Raw genomic sequence first — 23,345 nt, 5'->3', positions numbered from 1 at the left:
GTTTAATTTTACCATGTGTTATAAGTGTTGTGGCAAAGTGTGTCAAGGAATTAAATGAATTTACCGTATTTCATAGGTAACGCCAAGACGGCGATAGACGGAAAGGGAAGGTCTTCCTTCCCCAGGGAACTCCGTCGCCAGCTGTGGCCTACCGAAGGGACTGAGTTCGTGATCGCTCGCGACCCGAACCACACCCTCCGGTTGTACATGTTGCCCGAGTACGTGAAGTTCATGGCCGAACTCGACGCGTTCAAAGATCGCCGTCGAGCCGATGTATTCCGGAAACAGCTCGATGCCAGCCCAGTTGAAATGGATGGCCAGAACCGCATTCTCATTCCCAAGAAGTTCTTGGATTATGCGGGTCTTACGACCGAAGTGGTTTACACTCCCGGTCGCGGACGGTCTCTGGAATTGTGGAACCCCGAACGATTCGAGAAGGAGCGCAACATGGATTCTGTTGAAGCTCAGAACGCGTTCGATGAGATGTTCTACTTGATCGGTTCGTCGGAGGGTCTTGATGACAAACGCTGACCTCAGACAAACTAATTTACAGACAAACGAATATTCTGCGGCTCTTGCCGGCGCTACCGATGGCGTGTTCTATCACGACCCCGTGATGCTTGCCGAATGCCTTGATGGGCTGAACATCAGGCCTGATGGTACCTATGGCGACTGCACGCTCGGCGGTGGCGGACATTCCTACGCGATTGCGAACAAATTAAACGAAGGCGGAACGCTCCACGCGTTTGACCGTGACGAGGAAGCCGTTGCGTTTGCGACCAAGCGCCTTGCGGGTGTGAAGTGCAAGTTCGTTGTGCATCCGGTGCGCTTCGGTGAACTGAAGAACGAGATTGCACCGAATACTCTCGACGGCATTCTTTACGATTTGGGAATCAGCAGCCACCAGGTTGACGATTCCAAGCGCGGGTTCACCTTTGTGGGCGATAATCCGCTCGATCTCCGCATGGACCGCCGTGAAGGTGTATCTGCGCAGGAATGGCTCAAGAATGTCGATGCAGAAACGCTTGCCGCGGCCCTCCGCAAGAATGCGGATATGGACCGTGCGTTCAAGCTTGCAACCCGCCTTGTAGAAATGGCGGGCACGGTGAAGGCCGGGAACCGCGATATTCTCCCTTCCGACGTGAAGGCCGTGGTGGAATCGGTATTCCCCGACAAGAAGCGCGAAGTGAACGGCCTTTTGGCACGCGTTTTCCAGGCTATACGCATGGAAGTGAATGGCGAACTCAAGGAGATTGAAGATAGCCTGAGCGCCGCGGTGGACTGCCTCAAGGTGGGTGGTCGCCTGGTGGTGATGAGCTACCATTCGGTGGAGGACCGCTGCGTGAAGGAAACCGCCGCGAAGTTCGAGAGGGCCTGCATTTGCCCCGAACGCCAGCCGGTGTGCACGTGCGGCGGCAATCACCAGCGCCTGCGCAAGGTGAACCGCAAGCCGATTTTGCCGACAAGTGAAGAGATTGCAAGGAACAGCAGGGCTCGCTCTGCGAAACTGAGGGTGTACGAACGGGTATGAGCGCTACGGATAAATTGCCGGTACCGAAGACGAACAGGGCGACCTTCCTGATCGTTGCGGTTGTGTTCGTGCTGATTGTCATCGGCCTCGTGACTCCCTTGTACCTTCAGAACAGGGTGAATGCGCTCTATTCGAAGTCCTATGCGCTTTCGAACGAGATCGTTTTTTTGAAGCGCGACATTTTGATGCTGGACCTAAAAATAAATCAGTATTCGTCGCTCGAATACCTGTGCAGTTTTGCCGACTCGGTGGGGCTTGGGCTCAATGGAGTCCCCGTGAAGGTGATGGATGCGGGAGGTCCCGGTGTACAATAGGGTAAAATTGGAACCGCTGGCCTTCCTCAAGTGGGTCGTGATGAGCCTCGTCGGCGTGCTGATGTGGCAGACTTTCAACATCCAGGTGCTCAACAGCGAAGTCTACCAGACCAAGACGAAGGATCGCGTGACGAGTACGCGCAACGTGTATGCGGGTCGCGGACGCATCATGGACAGGAACGGTATTGTGTTTGCCGACAACTATCGCGATACCACGAAGGGTGTCGATGACTATAGCCGCATATTCTTGCAAGGGCATCTGGCGAGCCAGATTGTCGGGAAACTCGATTTCAACGGCCGCGGCAACATGGGCATGGAGAAGGTGTTCGACACCACGTTGAGCGGAATCGAAGGGATACGCGTGGGCGTGCGCGATGTCCAGAAGCGCGAAATTTACAGCCGCTCCGAGGAAGTGGCGAAGGCGGAACCGGGACTGAACCTGGTCCTCACCATCGACCGCAACATGCAGGAAATTGTCGAGAAGGCCTTGAAGGATGGCGTCGAGGAGTTTCAGGCGGCAAGTGCAAGCGCGGTGGTCATCGAGCCCGTTACGGGAGAAATCCTCGCGATGGCGAGTTATCCGACGTTTGACCCGAATTCTAGAACGCAGGGCGTGGGGCGCATGGCCAAGAATGACATCGTTTCGCTTCCCTACGAGCCGGGCTCTACCTTCAAGGTGATTACGGCTGCCGCCGCCCTCGAAGACGGCATTGTTTCGCCGGACAAGGTTTACCCGAGCAATGGCGGGCGCTGCTGGGAATGGTGGGAAGGCAATCCGAAGTTCAAGAACGAGAAGCCGATTTGCGATTCCCATGTCATCGGGGAGGTGGATATGCCCGAGGCCATGGCACAGTCCTCGAACGTGTACTTTGCGAGGGTCGCGGATGCGGTTGGCGCCGACAGGTTCTATCGCATGGCGCGCAGCTTCGGTATTGGCATCCAGACTTCGGAATATTTCCAGGGCGAGGAAAGCGGACGCCTGTTGAAGCCCTTCGAACTGGAACGCGATGCGCGTACGCTCATGACGATGGGCTACGGGCATGCCGTGATGGTGACCCCGATACAGATGGCGATGGCGTATGCGGCAATCGCGAACGGCGGTGTTCTCATGGAACCGATGATTGTGAAGGAATGGCGCGATTGGCAGGGCAACGTGGTCGACAAGAAAAAGCCGACGGCCGTTCGCCGCGTGATTTCGGAGAAGACTGCGGCCTCTATCCGCAAGATGCTCCAGCGCGTGGTGTATGACAAGAAGGGAACGGCAAAGCAGGCGATGAGCAAGAAGATTCCGAATGTGATTTTTGGTGGCAAGACGGGTACGGCCGAAAAGTATAACCACGTGACGCGCAAGTACGACAAGAATCGCCAGGTTGCTTCGCTTATTGGCCTTGCTCCGATCGAGGATGTTCGCTACGTGTGCATGGTCTTGGTCGATGACCCGAATATGGACAAGGACCGCGGACATACGGGTGGCGTCACGGCGGGCCCTATTTTCCGTCGGATTATGGAAGGGATCTACTTCCATCCGCAACTTTCGCCGATTTCGTATAACCTGGCGCAGGTGAAACGCGATACTCCCTGCGATGTCGATTTTATGGGAATGCCGCTCGATGGCGCGAAAAAGGTTGCAAGCGACAGGAACTGCAAGGTGGCTTTTGACGGCGTGGGTTCCCGCGTTATTTCCCAGCGCCAGAACACATCCGATACGGCGGGCGTGACGCTTGTCCTTGGCGAGATGGCCGCATCGAAGATGCCTGACTTGAAGGGGCTTTCGCTGCGCGACGCCATGGAAATTATGGGCAACATCCGCGTGAACGTGGAATACGAGGGCAAGGGCCATGTCGTAGCGCAGTCCCCGATGCCGGAGGAAGAACTACGCAAGGGTACAATTTGCAAGCTGAAGCTTAAGGAGAGAGGTTGATGATTTCGGAAGCTTTGATGCAGAATTTGTCTGTCAAGGGACTTTGCGACGATTCCCGCCGCGTGAAGGCGCAGGACCTGTTCTTCTCCATGCCCGCGGATGGCTATGAAGAATTTGCGCGCAGCGCCCTTGCTTCGGGTGCCGTTGCCGTGGTGAGCGAACAGGCTGCCCCTGCAGGGCTTGCCTCCAAGTGGATCCAGGTCTCGGACGTGAAGGAAGCTCGCCTGGAAGCGGCCCGTGTATTTTACAAGGATCCGTTCGCGAAGCTCCGCTGCCATGCGGTGACAGGTACGAACGGCAAGACGACCAGCGCCTTCCTCATGAATGCGATGCTTGAATCGGCAGGCCGGAAAACGGCTCTCCTCGGCACCATCAAGAACAAGATTGGCGAATCGTCCGTTCCCGCGACGCTCACGACTCCGGGCCTTTTGGATTTGTTCGCGTTCGCCTCGAAGGCTGTTGCGGCCGGATGCACCGACCTCGTCATGGAAACGTCGAGCCATTCGCTGCACCAGGGGCGCGTGGCCGGAATTCGCTTCAGGAGCGGGCTCTTCAGCAACCTCACGCAAGACCATCTCGATTACCACAAGACGATGGATGCCTATTTCGAGGCCAAGAAACTCCTCTTTACGAAATACCTTGCCGATGATGGCGTTGCCGTGGTGAACATCGACGATGCGCACGGCGAGAGACTTTTTGATGAACTGAAGACGCTCGGGAAAAATGCCGTCGCGGTTTCGAGGCTCGGGAATGCGAAGGCCTCCGTGAAGCCGGAAGGCGACGTGCAGAATACCGAGAACGGCCTCGTGTTCAGCCTGCCTGCCGTTGCGAAGGAAAAATTCGAGACGCCCCTCTGTGGCGACTTTAACGTGGATAACGTGTTGCTTGTGCTCGCCTGGGCGAATGCGGTCGGAATCCCGGAACTCTCGATGCGTGCTGCGCTTGCGAGCGTCCGCGTGCCGGGCCGTTTCGAGAAGGTATGGAACAAGGACGGAAAGCATGTCGTGGTCGACTATGCGCATACGCCCGACGCCCTGGAACGCGTGCTTACGACGGCGCGCAAACTCTGCCGCGGGACGCTCTCTACGGTATTCGGCTGCGGAGGTGACCGCGACCGCACCAAGCGCCCCATCATGGGCCACATCGCGGAAACGATTGCCGACAAGGCTTGGCTCACTTCCGACAACCCGCGCACGGAAGACCCGCTCGCGATTATCGAGGATGTGCGCGCGGGAATGAGTACGGACAAGTTTGAGGTCGTGGCGGACCGTGCGGAAGCCATCCGCAAGGCATGTGTCGCGCTGAAGGATGGCGATTGGCTCGTAATTGCGGGCAAGGGCCACGAAGATTACCAGATCGTCGGCAAGACGAAGCATCATTTTGACGACCGCGAAGAAGCGGTGAAGGCGATGGAAGAATGTTAAAGCTTGATTTGACAGTCCGCGAAATGCTGGAAATCCTGGAAACATCCGCCGTGGGTGTTCCGGCCAGCGTCTTGAAGCGGAAAGTGAATCTCTGCATGGATTCACGCGAGAAGGCCAAGGGCGTAGTGTTCTGGCCTATAAAGGGAGCGCGTTTCGATGCGCACAAGTTTGTCTCTCAAATGGAAAAGGATGGTGCGCTGATGAGCGTTGTGAACCAGGAATCCGTAGAAAGCAATTCCATCAAGATGTATGCCCCGGTGGAAGATACCACCAAGGCGCTGCTCAAGCTCGCCAAGGGCTACCAGAGGCTCTTCAAGGTGAAGAAGGTCGCCATTACCGGAAGCAACGGCAAGACGACCACCAAGGAGATGACGAAGGCCGTGCTCTCCATGAAATACAAGACCCATGCGACGCAGGGCAACTTCAACAACCATATTGGCGTGCCGATGACGCTGTTCCAGCTGAAGCACAGCCATGAGGCTGCTGTCGTCGAGATGGGCACGAGCGGTCCCGATGAAATCCGCCCGCTTTCGCTGGCCGCAGAACCCGATGTCGCCGTGATTACGAACATCGGCGCTTCGCATCTGGAACGCCTTGGCGATTTGGACGGCGTGTTCCGCGAAAAAATTACCATCAAGGATGGCCTCAAGACGAACGGCACCTTGATCGTGAATGCCGATGACCCGCGCCTCTGCAAGGTGCGTTCGACAAAGAACATGAAGGTCGTCACGTTCGGCGTGCATCGCGGAATCGTGAAGCCCGAAAGGCTCACCTGGAACGAGAACGCCTGTGCCGATTTCTATGTCGGCCGCACGCATTTCGAACTGAGCGTGCCGGGGACGCACAACCTCTACAATGCGCTTGCGGCGATTGCCGTGGGCGAGGCTTTCCGCGTGCCGAAGGCCGATATCGCGAAGGCGCTCAAGGCTTTCCATGCGACAAACATGCGCATGGAATTCCGCAAGGGCAACGGATTTAAGATTGTTTCGGACTGCTACAACGCGAACCCCTCTTCTACCCGCATGGCGCTTCAGACCATCGGCAACATGAACGTGCGCGGCTGCCGTATCGCAGTCCTCGGCGACATGCTGGAACTCGGAAAGGCGAGTCGCGAAATGCACCGCGAAATCGGAAAGCTCGTTCCCGAGATGAATTTCGACCTGCTGCTCGCTGTGGGCGAGGATGCGAAGGAATATGTGAAAGGCGCCAAGGAAGGCGGCCTGGAGCAGGCTTTCCATTTCGATTCTGTGCAGGACGTGATTGAGTTTTTGGGCGAAGTGGTCTGCGAAGGCGACGTGCTCCTCGTGAAGGGCAGCCGCGGAATGCATATGGAACAGGTGGTGGATGCCCTGCTCAAGCAGGCTCCGGTTTCTAAGGCGTAAGGTATCGAGAAGTTAAGATGAGCAACCAGACTACAGGCGTAAACAAGCTGCTTCTGCTGTCAACACTCTTGTTGATGAGCTTTGGCATCGTTGTCGTTTATACGGCCTGTACCCAGCATGCGCTCAGGATGGGACTTGCCCCGGAATACTACCTGAAGAAGCATTGCATGATGGTGCTGGTAACGCTGCTTGTCATGCTCTTTGCTGCAAAAATCGATTATTCGGTCTGGAAAAAATTCTCGCGCGTCATCTTTGCGGGGGGCTGCGCCCTGACGGTATACTGCCTCATTTTCGGGAAGGCGCATCTTGGTGCCAAACGCTGGGTGGATTTTGGATTCTTCCAGCTGCAGCCTTCCGAGGTGCTGAAGTTCGGGCTAATCGTGATGGTGGCGGTCAAGCTTTCGGAGGCGGGCTCCGAAATAAAGAGCTTGAAGTGCAGCTTAATCCAGCCCGGAATTCCTTTTGCGATTGCGGCAATCCTCCTGATTTTGCAGCCCAATTTCTCGATGCTGATCATGTTCGCAAGCATTGTCGTGGCCATGCTTCTTGTTGCCGGCGTGAACTTCAAGCACTTGCTGCCGGCGTTGGGGGGCGGGCTCCTGATGGGTGTAATCATGCTTCTGGTGAAAAGCCATTCTTCGAAGCGCATTGCCGCGTTCCTGGATCCGTCGATGCACCAGGACAGTGCTTACCAGGCGGAACGTTCTCTGGAAGCCCTCGGCAATGGCGGTTTTTTTGGAACAGGAGTTGGCATGGGCATCCAGAAACTCGGATACCTTCCGGAGGCACACAAGGACGTGGTGTATTCGGTCATAGGCGAGGAATTTGGATTTATCGGGACGTTCTGCGTGCTGTTCGTTTTTGGAGTGCTCTTCTACCAGGGATTCGAGATTGCGAGGAATTCTTCGACTCGCTTCGGAAAGTATATGGCGGTGGCGCTGACGACATCCCTGTTCCTGAACTTTATCGTCCATGTGTGCGTGAGTACGGGGCTCATCCCGACAACGGGCCAGCCGCTTCCGTTCCTCAGCTTTGGCGGGACGAACCTGATTGTTTCCGGCCTGTTCATAGGAGTCCTGTTGAATATTTCCAAGTCCGGGACGGGAAAGAGAATAGACGAGCCCTATGTGGGCGGCGAGAAAACGAACGTCTATACGTTCGGCGGTTTTGATATAACGAGGGCTGAATCATGAAAAAGTTCCTGTTTGTGTGCGGTGGCACCGGTGGCCACATTTTCCCGGCAGTTGCGATTGCCGAAAGCCTAAAGAAAAAGGGCTATACGGACATCACGTTCGCCGGTCGTAAGGATTCTATGGAAGAACGCCTTGTGGCTGGCAACTGGCCTTATGAATATATCACGGCGGAACCGCTCCACCGCGGTCCGTTCCTCAAGAATTTGGCTCTTCCGTTCAAGCTTTCGAAGTCGCTGGTGCGTGCGAAGAGCGTCGTGAAGAAAGTGAATCCCGATGTGGTCGTGGCGACGGGCGGCTACGTGTCGCTCCCGATTGTGATGGCGGCAGGCCGTCTCGGAATCCCCGTCTACCTGCAGGAACAGAATGCCGTTGCCGGTGTCGCGAACAAGGTCGGGTCTCGCTATGCGAAGACTGTGTTTGTGACCTCCGATGATGCGGCGAAGTTCTTCCCCGCAGAAAAGTGCATGGTCTTTGGAAACCCCGTGCGCAAGCTGCCCGATGGCGATTCGCTTGCTCGTCCGGCCGAGTTTGCCCCAGGCAAGAAGGCCGTGTTTATTGTGGGCGGTTCGCAGGGCGCAGCCGGTATCAACAACAAGATTGAAGAAAGCATCAAGACGATTGCCGCCCGCGACGACGTGTCTGTCGTGTGGCAGGTGGGCGTGAAGAATGTCGAAGCCATCTCGGAACGTGTCGGCAATGTGCCGAATGTCGCCATCCGCGGGTTCCTCGACGGAATCTACGCCTACATGAAGCATGCCGACCTGATAATCAGCCGTGCCGGGGCTTCCGCCCTGGCCGAGATCCTCGCGTTCGGAAAGCCGTCGATTCTGCTCCCGTTCCCGCATGCGACTGCGAACCACCAGGAACACAACGCCCGCGTGGTCGAAAAGGCGGGGGCATGCCTCGTCGAGCTCGATGCCGAAGAGAACCACCTGTGGGAAAAGGTGGAGCAGCTTCTGGCGAATGAAACCCGTTTGAATGCTATGGCCGCTGCCGCGAAGGGGCTGGGAATGCCCGATGCCGCCGACCAGATCGCGAAGGCCATCTTGGAAAAGGAAGAAGCGTAATGCAGATCAATGATTGTAAACGTGTTCGTCGTCTCCACTTTGTGGGCATCGGTGGCGCCGGGATGTCCGGCATTGCCGAGGTGCTGCATGCGAATGGATTTGAAGTGTCGGGTTCCGATACGGGTGAAAGTCCCGTCATCGACTACCTCAAGGGTCTTGGCATCAAGATTGCGCCGAAGCACGAAGCGAAGAACGTGGAAAATGCCGACCTGGTCGTGTATTCGTCCGCCGTTCCGCACGATAATCCTGAACTCGTGGAAGCGCACAACCGCCGCATCCCCGTCATTCGCCGCGCCGAAATGCTCGGCGAACTCATGCGCATGAAGTATACGCTCTCGATTTGCGGGACGCACGGGAAGACGACGACAACCTCCATCGTCGGTGAAATCTGGGAAGAAGCCGGTCTCGACCCGACGATTATCGTGGGTGGCGTGGTGAAGGGCAAGGGCTCGGGTGCCAAGGTGGGCAAGGGCGACTACCTGATTGCCGAAAGCGACGAGTTCGACCGCAGTTTCCTTTCGATGATGCCGTCTTCGGCCATCGTGACAAACATCGATGCCGACCATCTGGATACTTACGAGAATATTGAGGATATCAAGGATGCGTTCGTGCAGTTCGTGAACAAGATTCCGTTCTACGGCCAGGCAATCCTCTGCCTCGACGACCCGAACGTGCAGGCGATTCTCTCGCGCGTCAGGAAACCGGTGATAACATATGGCTTTACTCGACAGGCCAAGTATCGCGTGGACAACCTTCGCTTCGAGAAGGGGTATCCCGTATTTGAAATATTGAACGACGGCGAAAACCTGGGCGAATTCCGCCTCCAGATTCCGGGCCGCCACAACGTGCTCAATGCGACCGCCGCCGTGGCGCTTGCTATCGAGGAAGGCATTTCTGCCGATGTGGCCCGCAAGGCGTGTGCCGCGTTCCAGGGCGTGACGCGCCGCTTCGAATTCATGGGCGAGAAGAACGGCGTGATGGTGTTCAACGACTACGCGCACCACCCGACTGAAGCGACCGCGACGCTGCTTGGCTTCCGCGAGGCTTTCCCGGACAAGAGGATTGTCGTTGCGTTCCAGCCGCACCTTTTCAGTCGCACCCGCGACCAGCACGAAGCTTTCGGTATGGCTTTCGCGAACTGCGATGTGCTTTTGGTGACGGATATCTATCCGGCGCGTGAACGCCCCATCGAAGGCGTGACAGGCGCGCTTGTCGCAAACAGCGCGAGCGACCGCGGCCACCGCAATGCCCGTTTCGTGGGCGACCAGATGAACCTGCTTCCGATCCTGAAGGAGGAACTCAAGGCGGGCGACGTGGTGGTGCTGATGGGCGCCGGAAGCATCTACAAGTTGGGAGACCGTATTTTGGAGGAATGCATTTGACCGAATCCAGGACGACATTCCTCGGCCGTCGCATCGGCTACAACGAGAGCAAGCGCAAGGAGGCCCGCGTTCAAAAGCTGAAACGCGGCTTCAAGGGCGCCGCTCGTTGGTTCGTGCGCCGTGGCTGGATTGTTGCAATCCTGCTGGTTGTCGCCGGTGTCGCTCTCTGGACGAACCGATTCTACGTGCAGCGATTCAACCCGCTCGAACTGCGCCATTTGCAGTATATCGATATCGAGGGGAATCGCATGCTCTCGTGGGAAGACGTTATCCAGAATGCGCAGGTGGAACCGGGAATGCTCATGTCGGAACTCGAACCTGATTCGGTAGAAAAAATGCTGATGCAGATGCCGCTCATCCGTTCGGCGGAAGTGGAGAAGAAGTTCCCCTCCTCCGTGACAATCCGTTTGCAGGAGGCGGATCCCGTGGCTTCGTTCTTCGAAGGGGGCAAGGCGACTGTCTATTCCGAACGCGGAGTGCCCATGCCGCTATCGATGTCGACTGCGCTCAGGCTTCCGATAGTGGAACCCGGTTCCATGGACGAAATCAAGCGCATATGCAAGTTTCTCTCCGAAATGCGCAAGATCGATTCCAAGCTTTTCGGCCAGATTTCCCAGGTGGGCTGGGATTCGGAAGACAAGGCCTTCGAGGTGTTCTTCCGCGATGTCGAGTTTCATGTGCTGTTTCCGCAGTCGGGTTGGAACAGCGATCTCTTCGCCCTGTACGAGATGGTCAAGGCGGGTTTCCCGAAGGATTTGCGTTGTGCCGGTGAATTGGACATGCGTTATGCCGGCTTTGCCTATGTAAGGAATTTTGACAAGAGGTGTGTCAATGGATGAAGCAAGGAATGAAATGAGGAAAGAGGACCTGATATTCGGTCTGGATATCGGAGCCTCGAAAATTAACCTGTTCGTCGGCATGGTGGACGGTGCCTCCGTGCGCGTGTTGGAATGCGGGGATTTCCCGTTGACCAATGCGGACGAGTTCGATCACGTGGTCGAGACGCTCAAGAATGCGGCCCAGTCCATCGAGTCGACGGTCGGCGTGGATGTCCACGACGTGTACGTGGGTATCGCCGGAAAGCATGTCTCCTCGTTCAACTACAGGGGACTCATTACGCTTCCGACCGGAGAAGTCCGCAGCCAGGATATCGAAACGGTCAAGGACCAGGCGAGCACGATTCCCGAATCGGCCGGGCAGATTATCCACGTGTTCCCGGGCGAATACACGCTCGACGACCAGCCGGGCATCCGCAACCCGAAGGGCCTCAACGGCCGCCGCCTCGGCGTCGAAGTCCAGGTGGTTACCTCGCGCCCGAACGCCATCCAGAACCTGGACAAGTGCGTAAAGAGCGCCGGTCTCCACACGATGGAATTTGTGCTGGAACCCCTTGCTGCCGCCTATGCCGTGCTCACCGAGGATGAAAAGGAACTGGGAGTCGCCCTGATTGACATTGGCGCCGGTTCTGCCGACGTGGCCGTGTTCGTGGGCGAGTCCGTTCGCTATACGGTTTCCCTTGACCTTGCTGGGAACAGTATCACGAGCGATATCAGCAAGTGCCTCCAGGTTCCCATTTCGCTTTCGAAGGCCGAAGAAATCAAGAAGAAATACGGCACCTGCAAAATCAACAACCTCATAGAGGACGAAACTTTCCCGGTCCCGGGCGTGGGCGACCGCGGGGACGTGCAGTGCTCCCGCAAGCTCCTTGCGCGCGTAATCACGGCCCGTGTCGCCGAGATTTTTAAGATGCTGAGCGATGACCTCCAGAAGCACAAAATCGACGGCCTCATCAACGGCGGAATCGTGCTGACGGGCGGCTGCTGCGCCCTCGAAGGAATCGACGAGATTGCCGAGAAGGTGTTCCACAAGCCGGTGCGCATCGGGCTTCCCAAGTTCTTCAGCGGAATCCAGGAAGCGTTCCGCAAGCCCTCCTACGCGACAGGCATCGGGCTCCTGCATTACGCCGCCCGTAAGCAGCGCGAGAACAGAAGGAACGAGACGGGTAAGCAGATTACGGTATCCGTCAAGAAAGGTCTTCAGTGGATCAAGGATTTGGTCCAGACATACTTTTAAACAACAAAAACAACCACTCAATCCCAGGGAGAAAAACTATGAGTGAATACATGAACGGGACATCCCATATCGAAATGGATGAATCCACCCTCAACAACGCGAAGGTGAAGGTGTTCGGTGTCGGCGGTGCCGGCGGCAACACCGTGAACCGCATGGTCGGCATGAACATTCAGGGCGTGGAATACTACGCCGTGAATACCGATGCCATGGCCTTGGAACTGAGCCTTGCCGATCACAAGATCGCCATTGGCCAGAAGACCACCAAGACTCTCGGCGCCGGCGCAAAGCCGGACGTGGGCCGCAAGGCTGCCGAAGAAAGCGTCGAGGAACTGAAGGAGGCCATGAAGGGGGCCGACCTCATCTTCGTCACTGCCGGCATGGGCGGTGGAACCGGAACGGGTGCAGCCCCGGTGATTGGCGCTGCTGCTCGTGAACTCGGTATCCTTACCATAGCCGTAGTCACCAAGCCTTTCAGGCACGAAGGCCCTGTCCGCTCCAGGAATGCAGAAAAGGGCATCAAGAACCTGAGGGACACGGTTGACACCATGATTGTGGTTGACAACAAGAAGCTCATGAACGTGGTCGAGAATACCGACAAGAACATGACCCTCGAAGGCGCGTTCAAGCTGACCGACGACATTCTCGGTAACGCCGTCCGCAGCATTTGCGACATCATGTTCCGCCATGGCCTTATCCACGTTGACTTTGCCGACGTGAAGACCGTGATGACCAACGGCGGCTCCGCCCTCATGGGCACGGGCATTGCCGAAGGCGAAAACCGCGGCATCAAGGCTGTTGACATGGCCCTCTCTTCTCCGCTTCTCGAAGATGTGAACGTGGAAGGCGCTACCGGCGTGCTGGTGAATGTTTCCCACGGCGAAAGTTTCTCCATGATCGAATACAGCGAGGCCATGGAACATATCTACGAGGCCGTAGGCGACATGGGTGACCCGAATATCATCATCGGCGATATCCTCCTCCCGGAACTCGGCGACAAGGTTTGCATCACGATTATCGCGACAGGCTGCGGCAACACCGGCATTCAGCAGTCCGCTTCTGCCCAGGTGGCTCAGCAGCCCTACGTGGCTCCGACACCCCGCCCGAGCGACCTGGTGAACACCATCGGTAGCCCTGCAGGCTTCTCGCAGGCCCCGGTCCAGCAGGCTCCCGTCGCGCCGCAGCCGGTGCAGCCGACTCCGCGTCCGACCAGCCTGAATTTCGTTGCCCTTGCGCACAACACGGTTGCCATGCCGGCCGTCGCTCCTGCCGCTCCGCAGGCGACGTTCACACAGCAGGGTGCCGTGCAGCAGCCCGCTCAGGGCTATGCTGCTCCTGAATTCTCGGCTACGGCTCCCGCTGCCGAAGAATCCATTCTCGGGACTCCCAACGCCTCCCTTCCCGAAACGCAGGAATTCTCTGCCGTCGCGGATGTGGACGACATGAACGGTGTCCATGAGACTGCTTCTGTGAGCGCCATGCGCGAAGAACCGACCAACCTCGGCACTCCGACTTTTATCCGCCAGCAGGCCCTCGCGGCTGCCCCCGCGGCAAAGTCCACGCAGTACGAAGCCGGTTCCCTCAAGAGCAACGGTGTTGACTACGACGTGCCCGCCTTCCTCCGCGGAAACGCCCTGAGCGATATCTTCTAATGATGTCTCTGAAGAACTTCTAGAAAGAAGAATAACACACACACAGGGTGTGCGTATTCCACGCACATCCCCACAACACACAAGGGACTACCTGGGTCTCCCTGCCTGGGTAGTCCTTTTTCGTGTTTTGAATGTCCCTGTTCGGGAATCTTTGCTATTTTAGCGTTCATGAGGTCCGGTGCCCACATCTTCGCTCTCTGTGCGCTCGCTTTTGCGGTCACTTGCCTTGCGTACCCGGCGCCCCCGCAGTCGGGCGAACGCGGCTATTTCCAGATAGGCACCGATTTCGACTTCGGGTTCAACGGCGGCCCGACCGACCCCACCTTCGCGGTAGATACCGCCGACTGGTTCGGGGGCAACTGGCGCGGCCTGCAGATTCCGCTTGAAAATGCCCGCAGTTACGAGGAACATCTGGACCCGTTCTTCACCCTCAGTTTCCGCGCCGGCTACAAGAACTTCCACGTGCTTCTGGAAGCCCCGCTCCGGCGTGATCTCGAAGCCTGGTATCAGGACGACCTTCACAAGAATTTCACCTATGACCCGAGCGAACTCGACATAAATGTTCCGAACAACGCCTACGCCGTGTGGGAGAACTCCGCGGGCTACGTGCAGTTCGGGCGGTTCGCGCTCGACGACCTAATGGTCTCGAAGAACGACATCCTGGTGGGCGGCGCTCCCTACCACGACGGCCTGCGCTGGAAATTCGCTGCCGGCATGTTCCGCTACGACTTCCTGTTCAGTTCGCTCAACGCCTGGCTCTACGGCGACGTGATAGACCATTCGACCGGCTGCCCGCCCGTGGGTACCGAGGCCTACGCGCAAAAATGCACCGAGCGCGACAACCAGGTGGCAAACCAGCGCAACCGCACGTACGACGACAACATCAAGACCTTCATGTTCCACAAGTTCGGCATCGAAACCGAAAAGTTCTGGATTTACATCGCAGAGCAGAGCATGATAGGCGGCAAGGCTCCCGAGTTCCGCTCCATGAGCCCGTTCATCTACTGGCACGACAACTACGCGACCGGCTACACGTCGGCGGCGACCTCCGTGGAACTCGGCTACAAGACGAGCAACGGCGCGAAGTTCTATAGCCAGATAAACATGGAAGACATCAACAGCCCGGTGGGTGAGGACGATGACAAGGGCACGAGCCGCTCCGTAATCAACTACCTTGTGGGCTACTATCACGAACTTTCGACCGCGCTCTACGGCAAGTTCAGCTGGAGGCTCGACGTGGTACGCACCGACCCCGTGGCTGGCAACAGCAGGCTCCCGCTCCTCAAGTACACGAGCCGCCGCAACTACCGCAGCAACTACCGCGAACAGGACGACCCCGATTACGCCGACGCCTACTTTGTGGATTACCCGATAGGCTACCGCCGTGGCGCCGACGCTCTCGACCTGTGGTTCGATTTCGGCTGGCAGTACGGCAAGCACTCGCTCGTGCTTACGCTCGCATGGCTGCGCCAGGGCGACAAGGAAATGTACACCGACTACAACGTGGCCCTCGCCGGCGGCGAGAATTCTCCCTCCGGCGTGGAAGAAGCCCAGTACCTGGTAGATGCGCTCTACAGGATGAAGGTGAACGGCTGGTTCGGCTTTTATGTGGGAGGCGGTTTCCGCAAGTACGAAAATCTCGCGCACGTGAAGGGCGACGACGGTTACGACGGCTGGCTGCGTTCCGGCGTGAAGTTCACCTTCAACCCGGTCGATACGAAGTTCTAAAAGAAGCTAACCCCTTCAAAGGAGCACCCATGTCCCTGAAACACTCTTTAACCCGAATTGTGGCGTTAACAGCCACGCTCCTTGTAGCCTGCGGCGATGAAGTCACCGAAGTGACCGAAGTCCACGAGACCGGCATGAAGATTGTCGAAGAGGGCGAGAAGTTGCCCGAGTGCACCACGGAAAACGAAGGCACGATGGTTTATGCGCTGGATTCTGCTGCGTCGTACGCCTGCATCAACCGCAAATGGACTTCGTTCAACGGTAAGGACGGCGCCGACGGTAAGGATGGCCGTGACGGTAAAGACGGCGAAGATGGTGCGAAAGGCGACAAGGGCGAAGCTGGTACTTCTTGCACAATGGAGTCCTTGCTCGATAGCAGCGGTTTCAAGGTCATCTGTGGCGGAGATTCCGTCGGCGTTGTGCTGAACGGCGAAAAAGGAGAACAAGGCGAAGACGGCAACGATGGTAAAGATGGTCAAGACGGCAAGAGCATTGAAGGGGCCGAGAACTTTTTCATAGATGCTCGTGACAAGCAGATATACAAGAAGGTGACCATCGGCACCCAGACGTGGATGGCCGAGAACCTCAATTACGAAACGGCGAATAGCCTTTGCTACATGGATTCCTGTGCCAAGTACGGTCGCTATTACACTTGGGCGGATGCCATGGACAGTGCAGCTGTATTTTCGGATAATGCCAAGGGTTGTGGCTATGATGTAGAATGTACCATAAAGACTCCTGCGCGTGGTATTTGCCCGGAAGGTTGGCATATCCCGGATTCTACGGAATGGAGAACGCTGTATAGCGTGATGGGCAAATCGTCGAATGCCATGCAGGCGAAGGGCTTTGACAATTGGCCTGATGCAACCGATGCGTACGGGTTTTCCGCGCTTCCTGCCGGCGGCTACATGCGTAGCGCTTTCTACGATGTCGGCGGGTACGCCCGCTTCTGGAGTGCCGCTGAGTTTACTGAGTATGATAACCATTCCGCTGACTACTGGTACTTGAATGCGATCGGTGCGACCCTCAGCTTCGCTGACGAGAACTTCAGTTTATCAGTCCGTTGCATCAAGGACTAACTATATTTATATTATTCCTAAACCAAGGAGTTTTTTATGGCAGAAATCGGTACACCTCTAAGTTCTAGCGCCACTAAGGTGCTGTTTTGCGGAGCTGGCGAACTCGGCAAGGAAGTCATCATCGAGATGATGCGTCTCGGCGTCGAGGTCATCGCCGTGGACCGTTATGCCAACGCCCCGGGCATGCAGGTGGCCCACCGTAGCCACGTCATCAACATGCTCGACGGAGCCGAACTCCGCCGCGTGATTGAACTGGAGAAGCCCGACTACATCGTCCCGGAAGTCGAGGCGATTGCGACCGACACGCTCGTGGAACTTGAGAAGGAAGGCTTCAACGTCATCCCGACCGCGAAGGCTACCAAGCTCACGATGAACCGCGAGGGCATCCGTCGCCTTGCCGCTGAGGAACTGGGCCTCAAGACGAGCCCGTACCGCTTTGCCGACAGTTTCGAGGAATTCCAGAAGGCTGTCAAGGAAATCGGTATCCCCTGCGTGGTGAAGCCGGTGATGAGTTCTTCGGGCCACGGTCAGAGCGTCATCAAGACGGAGGCCGACATCCAGAAGTCGTGGGACATTTCCCAGCACGAGGGCCGCACCGGACATGCCAGCCGCGTGATTGTGGAAGGTTTCGTGCCGTTCGATTACGAGATTACATTGCTTACGGTTCGCCATGTGGGCGGAACCAGCTTCCTTGAACCGGTGGGTCACCATCAGGTGGGCGGCGACTACCAGGAATCCTGGCAGCCCCAGCCGATGAAGCCGGAACTCCTGGAACAGGCGAAGGACATCGCGAAGAAGATTACCGACGCTCTCGGTGGCCGCGGCATCTTCGGTGTGGAACTTTTCGTGTGCAAGGACCAGGTGCTCTTCAGCGAAGTTTCTCCGCGCCCGCACGATACCGGCATGGTGACGCTTATTTCGCAGGACCTTTCCGAATTCGCGTTGCATGCACGCGCCATTCTTGGCCTGCCTATCCCGAACATCGCATTCCACGGCCCGAGCGCCTCGAAGGCTATTGTGGTGGACGGCAATTCCGACCACGTGAAGTTCGGCGGCCTGGAAGATGTGCTTGCAGAACCTGACACTGCGCTTCGCCTGTTCGGCAAGCCCGAACTCAAGGGCCACCGCCGCCTGGGCGTGCTGCTTGCCCGCCGCGACACGGTGGAAGAGGCCAAGGCGCAAGTTATGGCCATGCGCGAAAAAGTAAAGGTCACTCTGTAAATATTTACGTGTCGATGAAAAAACTGTTTGAATTACTCCTGCCTGCACTGCTGCTTATCGCGTGCTACTCGCCGGAACCTTTCGAGGCCGAATCGGTCGAGTCCGCGTCCAGTGGTAAGTCCGATATCGGGACGGTCTTCCCGGTGAACACGCAGAAGCAGATTTGCAACCCTTCCGTGTCCCAGGATACGGCGAACTATCCTGCTGCGATGCTCTGGCTGAACTTTGGCGGTACGCTCAAGGTGACTCCGCCGGATTCTGGCTTTACGACAAGCGGGGTAATCCAGCACGACCGCCTGACTATTTCAGATACTTCGGGCAAGGTGCTCTGGTACATGATGCGCGATACGTCTGCGGGCGAATGCCAGTTCCAGGACCCGGAATGGAGTACGCACGCCGACTACGCCGTTGCGCTCCGCGCCTACGACTTGGACGGGAAGAAGGCCTGCGAGAATCTGGACTACGGAATTTTCGCCGTGCGCATGTCGGATAGCAAGCGGTTCTGGTTCTACGACAAGGATATTATTGAGACGGCGTCCCCGCACCTGTGGGTTTCGCCGGATGCCTCCGTAGACGAGAGTGCCGCGGATTCCACGGTGGAAGGCTTCTTTGGCACCGACAAGGTGCGCCTGACCTACGTGGACGGCGACGACAAGATTGTGTTTGTCGATTTTGCGAACGGCGGGCTCGATAAGGCGAAGACGCTTGCAAGGCCTTCCGGCAAGTCCGGCTGGAGCATCGATGCCCCGATGATTTCGCCGGACGGAAACTTCATTGTCTATAACGTGCTCGAGAATCCGACGACGTGGGAAGCCTACATCCAGGAACTTTCCGCAAATTCTTCGCCGGTGAAAATCGAACGCGGGCAGAACTCGCTTTCGGAACCCGCACAGCCGCACTGGTTTGCGTTTGGTGGCAGGCTGTTTGTGATGTGGACGGAATTCCCGCAGGGCTCGCAGATGCTCAACAAGAACGACCTCACGCAGGAATCCGTGCAGGACGGCTCCGTGGGTCGCACGGTGATGCGCGAAGTCCGCCTGAATGCGGGTGCCCCGAGCGACCTTGCGGTAGAGTGGGTCGGAGATGTTCGTGAAATTGCCTCCATTCCCATGATTGGCGGGCGCTCTCCCGATGGCAGGTTCCTTGCCACCGGTACAAACTACGGCTATTTGCTGGAACTTCCGTGAGGTGGACGATGAAGAATTCCTTATTGAAGTCCGGTAAAAAATTTGGCAAAAAATTCGGTGCGGTCGCATCTCTCGCGGCTGTCGCTACCTGCGCTTTCCTTGCGGCATACAACGCTCCGGTTGAACCCGCTACCCCCTGGGAATCCATTGGCGGGTGCGGTGCCGGCGGTTCCGGTGGCGGCGCTGGCGATGGTATCAAGTGGATTGGCCAGGGCGTTTCGGGCGGCTACCTGGAAACGGAAGTGTTTACCAAGTACAGCGTCGGCCAGAATTTCTCGGGCCTCACGCTCACCCCGCATTTTTCCATCAAGCCTACATGGTCCACGAAACTCGGCGTGTCCATACCGTTTGTTTCGCACCAGGGTGAAGTCCAGTACCGCAGTAACCAGGCTCCGACCGACCGCAGTACCGGCGGGCTCGGCGATATCTCTTTTGACTTTAGCAAGACGATTGGTAGCGGGGGAGCGGCGTCGCTTTCTGCATCGCTCACGATTCCTACCGGCCAGTACGATATCAAGCGCGGTACCGATGCTTCCGAAGAAATCTTGCCTGCAAGTTTCCAGAAGGGCTCGGGCCTGTATTCGCTCACTCTCGGCTGGGACTACAGCCGCGATACCGACAAGGGAATCTGGCTTTACGGGCTTACGTTCACGTACCCGTTCGCGATGCACCTGATTTCGGGCGAGAACGAGTTCAACGACAGCTACTGGAAAAATATCGAACACGATGGCGACCGTTTTGAATACCGCTTCAAACCGTATGGCGAAAACGACCTCGGTGCCTTCACTCCGCCTTCTGTGGGCGCATCGGTGGCTTACGGTTACCGCGGGCGTGCAGGAATCGTGCAGAGCCTGGGTGTTAACTTGTCTGTACCGCTGGGCGTTGCATGGATTAGTTCCGAGAAGGCGGGCACGTATGACCCGCGTCCCGACCCCGATCATCAGGCGTGGTCTGTGGCGCTTGCCTATGGTATCGAGTTCTCGAATGCGGACTTCCCGGTGTTCCTCGCACTCTCCGTGCCCATACACGACAAGGCGAATGCGGCTGACCCGAGCGACGAGTACGATGAATCCCCGATGCGCGAATGGAACGCTCCCGACTGGGGCGACATTCTGCAGCAGTGGACCATCGCTGTCGGCATCAAGGGGAGTTTCTTCTAAGCTCGCGGGAATTATGCTCGCGGGTGCGTCTTCTTGAAGGCGGCGCGTAGGCGTTCTGCATTTACATGCGTATAGACTTGAGTGGTGGAGATGTTCGAATGCCCGAGCATCTCCTTTACGCTCATGATTTCGGCACCGTTTTCGAGCAGGTGCGTGGCAAAACTGTGGCGCAGCACGTGCGGGCTCGCCTTGCCCTCCCAGCCGATGTCGCGCAGCAGGTCGTGGATGTCGTTCCGGAGCGTGCGCAGCCCGAACGGCTTGCCGTCTTCGCTGAGGAATACATATCCCGTTGCGGTGGGGAGGTGGCCCGCTTCAGCTTCCATCTGCTTGAAGTTCGCGATGCGGTCGATGAAACTTTCGGTGAGCGGCACGATGCGTTCCTTGTTGCCCTTGCCGAGCACGCGCACGAGTTTCGCGTTAACGTCGATGCGGTCCCACGTGAGGTTCTGGCATTCCGAGATACGCAGGCCCGAGCCGTAGATGAGTTCGAGCAGGATGCGGGCGCGTACCTGCTGTAGCGTCGGAGGGTCCGGCAGCTCCGGGAATCTTTCGGGCGCGAGGTCTTTTTGCCCGAGCACGTTCACGAGCCGCTTGGGCCGCTTTGGCATCGGGACTACTTCGGCGGGATTTGTTTCCAGCACTTTCGAACGCACCAGGTACTTGCCGAAGCTTTTTAATGCGGCGAGGTGCTCGCAGATGCTAGTGGGCGCCAGTTTCTGCTTCATCTTCAGGTCCCACACGAAGCCCTTTACATTCATCTCGGAAAATGCCGAAAGCGCGGGCACATTCTCGACGCCCGCTTTGCCCGCGGGTATGGGCGTGCAGCCCAGGTGCTCGAGGAACTTCGTGAGCGACTTCTTGTAGGTGTCTACCGTGCGGGGTGAAAAACGTCGCCGCTCCGCAATATACTGCAAGAATTGCTCGATGTGTTCCGGAAGGTTCATGCCGCATAATTTAACAAACAAAAGACCATAATAAAGGGGCTCCTTGTTGGTCACGCCCTTGCGAAAAATCTATTTTAGAGGGTAAGGTATGAATTTCGCGTGCAAACTTGACACACCGACGCTTGTGGACTGCCGCCGATGGGCGGTGGTCGCTTTGGCTGCGACCCTGCTGCTTGCGGGTGTGTCCTCTGCTGCCGACCGCGTGGTGGGGGCGAATGCGACGCTTGACATGGAACCGGGAGCCCGTTCTGCAGCCCTTGGTTCTGCGACGATGGCGGTCGACGGGGATTACCTGGGGCTCACGGCCAACCCGTACCAGCTCGCAAACGTGAACTACGCCTGGGCGTCTTTCTCGCATACGGAATACTACGAAGATACCAAGTTCGATTTCGCTTCGGCGGCGATTCCGCTGTCCGAGGGCCAGGGCATTGGCGTGTCCTTCTCGCGTTTCGCTGCGGACGACATTCCCTATATCCGCGAGGGCGAACCGCTCCCCGAAGGTAGCGACTACAAGACACTTTCGATTGCCGACTGGGTGTTTTCTGTTTCGTGGGGCCGACGCCTCACCGATCGGCTGGACTTGGGCGTGGGCTTCCACCTGCTGTATCGTGATATGGACCAGACGGGCTTTGGCTTCCGGGGCGATGCGGGACTCCGCTTCCGGGCTGTCGACAGCCTTTTCGTGTCGGCGATGTTGAAGGGCTGGACTTCTTCTGCGACAACATGGGAATCGGGGGAGTTCGAGTATTCTGCTCCCGAAGTCTATCTGGCGGTAAGCTACAGCTTGCCGGTGGCCTACCTTTACGGCAAGTTGAATTTCTACTGGCAGGGGGCCGGGCTCTTCCATCACGAAGCCCGAGCGCTAGATTTTGAAACCGATGAGGAAGTGGGGGGGCCCATCTGGGAAAGCCCGCTCGACTGGCTTTCGGGCGGTCGGGGCGGCGTCGAGTTCGCCTTCGATTTCGGGCTCAGCGTCCGTGCGGGGCTTTCGAGTTTCACCACCTTTAAAAGCTTTACTGCTGGTGCCGGACTTGTCATTGCGAAGTTCCTGAAGGTCGACTACGCCTTCGAATCGCACCCGGTGTTTTCGCCGGTTCACCGCGTGAGCATCAGCGTGAGCCCTTACCTGTTCGCCCACGCACCCCGTCCGGAACCGAAACGCGAGCGTGGCCCGTCCAAATACAAGGGCTCCCTGCTAGAAGAGGAACCCCATCCCGAGGAATCGGCCCCGGAGGCTCCTGCTGCAGAACAGGCTCAGTCTGAGGCCGCCCCGGCGGCTCCGGTGGTCGAGGATGCGTCGGAAGAGGTGCTCGAAGAGCGTCCCGCCGGCGGAACCTACTGGGAAGAATAGGGCGAAAATTAACTTTTTTTGCATTTTATTGGCGATATCCATCACATTACGAAAAAATTAGTCTATATTTCAATCGTATGACGGAATTAAAGAACTATCGCGAAGTCGGCATTTTTGACTTGTTGTCTGCACCCCTGAACCCTATCGGGGCGTTCGATGCGGAGCAGTTCAAGAAGGATGCCCGGAAGCTGATCGATGACAACCCCGACGACAAGTTTGTCGCCGTTGACCTGACGGGTCTCGATTTTGTCTATAGCGATGCCTATAATGCGTTTGTCCAGTTCCAGGGTGAACTTTCGGGAAAGGGTGGCATGCTCGCTCTCCTAAGCAACAGCGCGACGATAGCGGACGGCCTCAAGAAGGCTGGCCTCGACCGCTCGCTCAAGGTGTTCGCGGCCGAAGCGGAGATGATGTCTTTCTCGTTGCATAGCCATGGCCCGGCAGAACCGCTTCCTCCTGCATCGCCGGTTCCGGAACCGGAAGTCGCGCCGGTCGCGTCCCAGAATGTCCATTCGGCCTTGGATGCCGAACAGCCCCGTGCAGAACGCCGCACTGGTCACAACCGTCGCTTTACCAAGAGTTTCAACGCGGTCGTCAAGGACGAGAAGAAACTGGCCGCCAAGGGCATGAACATGCCGTTCGAGGAAGAATCTTCGTCGGGAAAGACGGTCTTCTTCATCATTCTGATACTCCTGGTGCTCGGTGGCGCCGTCGCCTACTTCCTGATGTGATTTGACCG

Annotated in this window: 20 protein-coding genes; 19 read left to right on the top strand and 1 reads right to left on the bottom strand. The window is 57.3% G+C overall.

Translation table 11 applies throughout. The features are described 5' to 3' along the window. Positions 1 to 54 precede the first annotated feature (54 nt). The 17 genes from B4A77_RS10820 (at position 55) to B4A77_RS10740 (ending at position 20,311) form a co-directional block, all read left to right on the top strand. A complete protein-coding gene (locus tag B4A77_RS10820; RefSeq protein WP_290723235.1) occupies positions 55 to 531 on the top strand; it encodes a division/cell wall cluster transcriptional repressor MraZ in 477 nt (158 codons plus the stop codon). Then, the gene (gene rsmH, locus B4A77_RS10815; RefSeq protein ID WP_290740637.1) at positions 518 to 1,531 is read left to right on the top strand and encodes a 16S rRNA (cytosine(1402)-N(4))-methyltransferase RsmH; all 1,014 of its coding nucleotides are present in this window, start codon (positions 518 to 520) and stop codon (positions 1,529 to 1,531) included. The genes B4A77_RS10820 and rsmH overlap by 14 nt, the downstream gene beginning before the upstream one ends. After that, positions 1,528 to 1,845, top strand: coding sequence for a hypothetical protein (locus B4A77_RS10810; RefSeq protein ID WP_173381322.1), 318 nt, complete (start codon positions 1,528 to 1,530; stop codon positions 1,843 to 1,845). The genes rsmH and B4A77_RS10810 overlap by 4 nt, the downstream gene beginning before the upstream one ends. Next, complete coding sequence (locus B4A77_RS10805; protein ID WP_290723229.1) at positions 1,835 to 3,766, top strand: penicillin-binding transpeptidase domain-containing protein; 1,932 nt, start codon at positions 1,835 to 1,837, stop codon at positions 3,764 to 3,766. The genes B4A77_RS10810 and B4A77_RS10805 overlap by 11 nt, the downstream gene beginning before the upstream one ends. After that, positions 3,766 to 5,190, top strand: coding sequence for a UDP-N-acetylmuramoyl-L-alanyl-D-glutamate--2,6-diaminopimelate ligase (locus B4A77_RS10800; RefSeq protein WP_290740634.1), 1,425 nt, complete (start codon positions 3,766 to 3,768; stop codon positions 5,188 to 5,190). The genes B4A77_RS10805 and B4A77_RS10800 overlap by 1 nt, the downstream gene beginning before the upstream one ends. Continuing rightward, positions 5,184 to 6,572, top strand: a complete 1,389-nt coding sequence (locus tag B4A77_RS10795) for a UDP-N-acetylmuramoyl-tripeptide--D-alanyl-D-alanine ligase (RefSeq protein WP_173365135.1) — start codon at positions 5,184 to 5,186, stop codon at positions 6,570 to 6,572. The genes B4A77_RS10800 and B4A77_RS10795 overlap by 7 nt, the downstream gene beginning before the upstream one ends. 17 nt (positions 6,573 to 6,589) lie before the next feature. After that, complete coding sequence (gene ftsW / locus B4A77_RS10790; protein WP_173365136.1) at positions 6,590 to 7,765, top strand: putative lipid II flippase FtsW; 1,176 nt, start codon at positions 6,590 to 6,592, stop codon at positions 7,763 to 7,765. Then, the gene (gene murG, locus B4A77_RS10785; protein ID WP_173381319.1) at positions 7,762 to 8,832 is read left to right on the top strand and encodes an undecaprenyldiphospho-muramoylpentapeptide beta-N-acetylglucosaminyltransferase; all 1,071 of its coding nucleotides are present in this window, start codon (positions 7,762 to 7,764) and stop codon (positions 8,830 to 8,832) included. The genes ftsW and murG overlap by 4 nt, the downstream gene beginning before the upstream one ends. After that, positions 8,832 to 10,214 carry a UDP-N-acetylmuramate--L-alanine ligase gene (gene murC / locus B4A77_RS10780; RefSeq protein WP_173381318.1) on the top strand — a complete coding sequence of 461 codons (1,383 nt, stop codon included), beginning with the start codon at positions 8,832 to 8,834 and terminating at the stop codon, positions 10,212 to 10,214. Before murG ends, murC begins: the two co-directional genes overlap by 1 nt. Next, positions 10,205 to 11,053 carry a cell division protein FtsQ/DivIB gene (locus B4A77_RS10775; RefSeq protein WP_173365139.1) on the top strand — a complete coding sequence of 283 codons (849 nt, stop codon included), beginning with the start codon at positions 10,205 to 10,207 and terminating at the stop codon, positions 11,051 to 11,053. The genes murC and B4A77_RS10775 overlap by 10 nt, the downstream gene beginning before the upstream one ends. Continuing rightward, entirely contained in the window at positions 11,046 to 12,287 is a 1,242-nt protein-coding gene (ftsA, locus tag B4A77_RS10770; RefSeq protein WP_173365140.1) for a cell division protein FtsA, read from the top strand. Before B4A77_RS10775 ends, ftsA begins: the two co-directional genes overlap by 8 nt. Positions 12,288 to 12,325: 38 nt before the next feature. Then, positions 12,326 to 13,936 carry a cell division protein FtsZ gene (ftsZ, locus tag B4A77_RS10765; RefSeq protein ID WP_290740631.1) on the top strand — a complete coding sequence of 537 codons (1,611 nt, stop codon included), beginning with the start codon at positions 12,326 to 12,328 and terminating at the stop codon, positions 13,934 to 13,936. 168 nt (positions 13,937 to 14,104) lie between these two features. After that, positions 14,105 to 15,664 (top strand): hypothetical protein, encoded by a 1,560-nt coding sequence (locus B4A77_RS10760; protein WP_290740629.1) that lies wholly within the window; start codon positions 14,105 to 14,107, stop codon positions 15,662 to 15,664. Positions 15,665 to 15,693: 29 nt separating this feature from the next. After that, positions 15,694 to 16,743, top strand: coding sequence for a fibrobacter succinogenes major paralogous domain-containing protein (locus B4A77_RS10755; protein WP_290740627.1), 1,050 nt, complete (start codon positions 15,694 to 15,696; stop codon positions 16,741 to 16,743). A gap of 36 nt (positions 16,744 to 16,779) precedes the next feature. Continuing rightward, positions 16,780 to 17,964: a formate-dependent phosphoribosylglycinamide formyltransferase gene (gene purT / locus B4A77_RS10750; RefSeq protein ID WP_290740625.1), complete on the top strand. Its 1,185-nt coding sequence runs from the start codon at positions 16,780 to 16,782 to the stop codon at positions 17,962 to 17,964. A gap of 14 nt (positions 17,965 to 17,978) precedes the next feature. Continuing rightward, positions 17,979 to 19,151 carry a hypothetical protein gene (locus B4A77_RS10745; RefSeq protein WP_290740622.1) on the top strand — a complete coding sequence of 391 codons (1,173 nt, stop codon included), beginning with the start codon at positions 17,979 to 17,981 and terminating at the stop codon, positions 19,149 to 19,151. Between the two features lie 8 nt (positions 19,152 to 19,159). Further along, entirely contained in the window at positions 19,160 to 20,311 is a 1,152-nt protein-coding gene (locus B4A77_RS10740; RefSeq protein ID WP_290740620.1) for a hypothetical protein, read from the top strand. Between the two features lie 11 nt (positions 20,312 to 20,322). Here the strand turns inward: B4A77_RS10740 and B4A77_RS10735 are convergent, their stop codons facing one another. Next, the gene (locus B4A77_RS10735) at positions 20,323 to 21,255 is read right to left on the bottom strand and encodes a tyrosine-type recombinase/integrase (protein WP_290740617.1); all 933 of its coding nucleotides are present in this window, start codon (positions 21,253 to 21,255) and stop codon (positions 20,323 to 20,325) included. Positions 21,256 to 21,343: 88 nt separating this feature from the next. Here B4A77_RS10735 and B4A77_RS10730 point away from each other — a divergent pair, with 88 nt between their 5' ends. Further along, complete coding sequence (locus B4A77_RS10730) at positions 21,344 to 22,606, top strand: hypothetical protein (protein WP_290740614.1); 1,263 nt, start codon at positions 21,344 to 21,346, stop codon at positions 22,604 to 22,606. A 77-nt stretch (positions 22,607 to 22,683) separates the two neighbouring features. Continuing rightward, positions 22,684 to 23,337, top strand: coding sequence for an STAS domain-containing protein (locus B4A77_RS10725; RefSeq protein ID WP_173381309.1), 654 nt, complete (start codon positions 22,684 to 22,686; stop codon positions 23,335 to 23,337). Positions 23,338 to 23,345: the final 8 nt, after the last annotated feature.

This window comes from Fibrobacter sp. UBA3718 (assembly GCF_002371935.1).
GTDB lineage: Bacteria > Fibrobacterota > Fibrobacteria > Fibrobacterales > Fibrobacteraceae > Fibrobacter.
The sequence above is the reverse complement of the archived record's forward strand: the minus strand, read 5'-3'. Positions and strand labels throughout refer to the sequence as shown.

What these genes read in the sequence shown, in the direction of transcription:
- B4A77_RS10725 (WP_173381309.1), top strand. Translation starts at nt 22,684, where the DNA reads ATGACGGAATTAAAGAACTATCGCGAAGTCGGCATTTTTGACTTGTTG.
- B4A77_RS10745 (WP_290740622.1), top strand. Translation starts at nt 17,979, where the DNA reads ATGAAAAAACTGTTTGAATTACTCCTGCCTGCACTGCTGCTTATCGCG.
- ftsZ (WP_290740631.1), top strand. Translation starts at nt 12,326, where the DNA reads ATGAGTGAATACATGAACGGGACATCCCATATCGAAATGGATGAATCC.
- B4A77_RS10775 (WP_173365139.1), top strand. Translation starts at nt 10,205, where the DNA reads ATGCATTTGACCGAATCCAGGACGACATTCCTCGGCCGTCGCATCGGC.
- B4A77_RS10800 (WP_290740634.1), top strand. Translation starts at nt 3,766, where the DNA reads ATGATTTCGGAAGCTTTGATGCAGAATTTGTCTGTCAAGGGACTTTGC.
- purT (WP_290740625.1), top strand. Translation starts at nt 16,780, where the DNA reads ATGGCAGAAATCGGTACACCTCTAAGTTCTAGCGCCACTAAGGTGCTG.
- ftsW (WP_173365136.1), top strand. Translation starts at nt 6,590, where the DNA reads ATGAGCAACCAGACTACAGGCGTAAACAAGCTGCTTCTGCTGTCAACA.
- B4A77_RS10810 (WP_173381322.1), top strand. Translation starts at nt 1,528, where the DNA reads ATGAGCGCTACGGATAAATTGCCGGTACCGAAGACGAACAGGGCGACC.
- murC (WP_173381318.1), top strand. Translation starts at nt 8,832, where the DNA reads ATGCAGATCAATGATTGTAAACGTGTTCGTCGTCTCCACTTTGTGGGC.
- murG (WP_173381319.1), top strand. Translation starts at nt 7,762, where the DNA reads ATGAAAAAGTTCCTGTTTGTGTGCGGTGGCACCGGTGGCCACATTTTC.
- ftsA (WP_173365140.1), top strand. Translation starts at nt 11,046, where the DNA reads ATGGATGAAGCAAGGAATGAAATGAGGAAAGAGGACCTGATATTCGGT.
- B4A77_RS10795 (WP_173365135.1), top strand. Translation starts at nt 5,184, where the DNA reads ATGTTAAAGCTTGATTTGACAGTCCGCGAAATGCTGGAAATCCTGGAA.
- B4A77_RS10760 (WP_290740629.1), top strand. Translation starts at nt 14,105, where the DNA reads ATGAGGTCCGGTGCCCACATCTTCGCTCTCTGTGCGCTCGCTTTTGCG.
- B4A77_RS10735 (WP_290740617.1), bottom strand. Translation starts at nt 21,255, where the DNA reads ATGAACCTTCCGGAACACATCGAGCAATTCTTGCAGTATATTGCGGAG.
- B4A77_RS10755 (WP_290740627.1), top strand. Translation starts at nt 15,694, where the DNA reads ATGTCCCTGAAACACTCTTTAACCCGAATTGTGGCGTTAACAGCCACG.
- B4A77_RS10730 (WP_290740614.1), top strand. Translation starts at nt 21,344, where the DNA reads ATGAATTTCGCGTGCAAACTTGACACACCGACGCTTGTGGACTGCCGC.
- B4A77_RS10820 (WP_290723235.1), top strand. Translation starts at nt 55, where the DNA reads ATGAATTTACCGTATTTCATAGGTAACGCCAAGACGGCGATAGACGGA.
- rsmH (WP_290740637.1), top strand. Translation starts at nt 518, where the DNA reads ATGACAAACGCTGACCTCAGACAAACTAATTTACAGACAAACGAATAT.
- B4A77_RS10740 (WP_290740620.1), top strand. Translation starts at nt 19,160, where the DNA reads ATGAAGAATTCCTTATTGAAGTCCGGTAAAAAATTTGGCAAAAAATTC.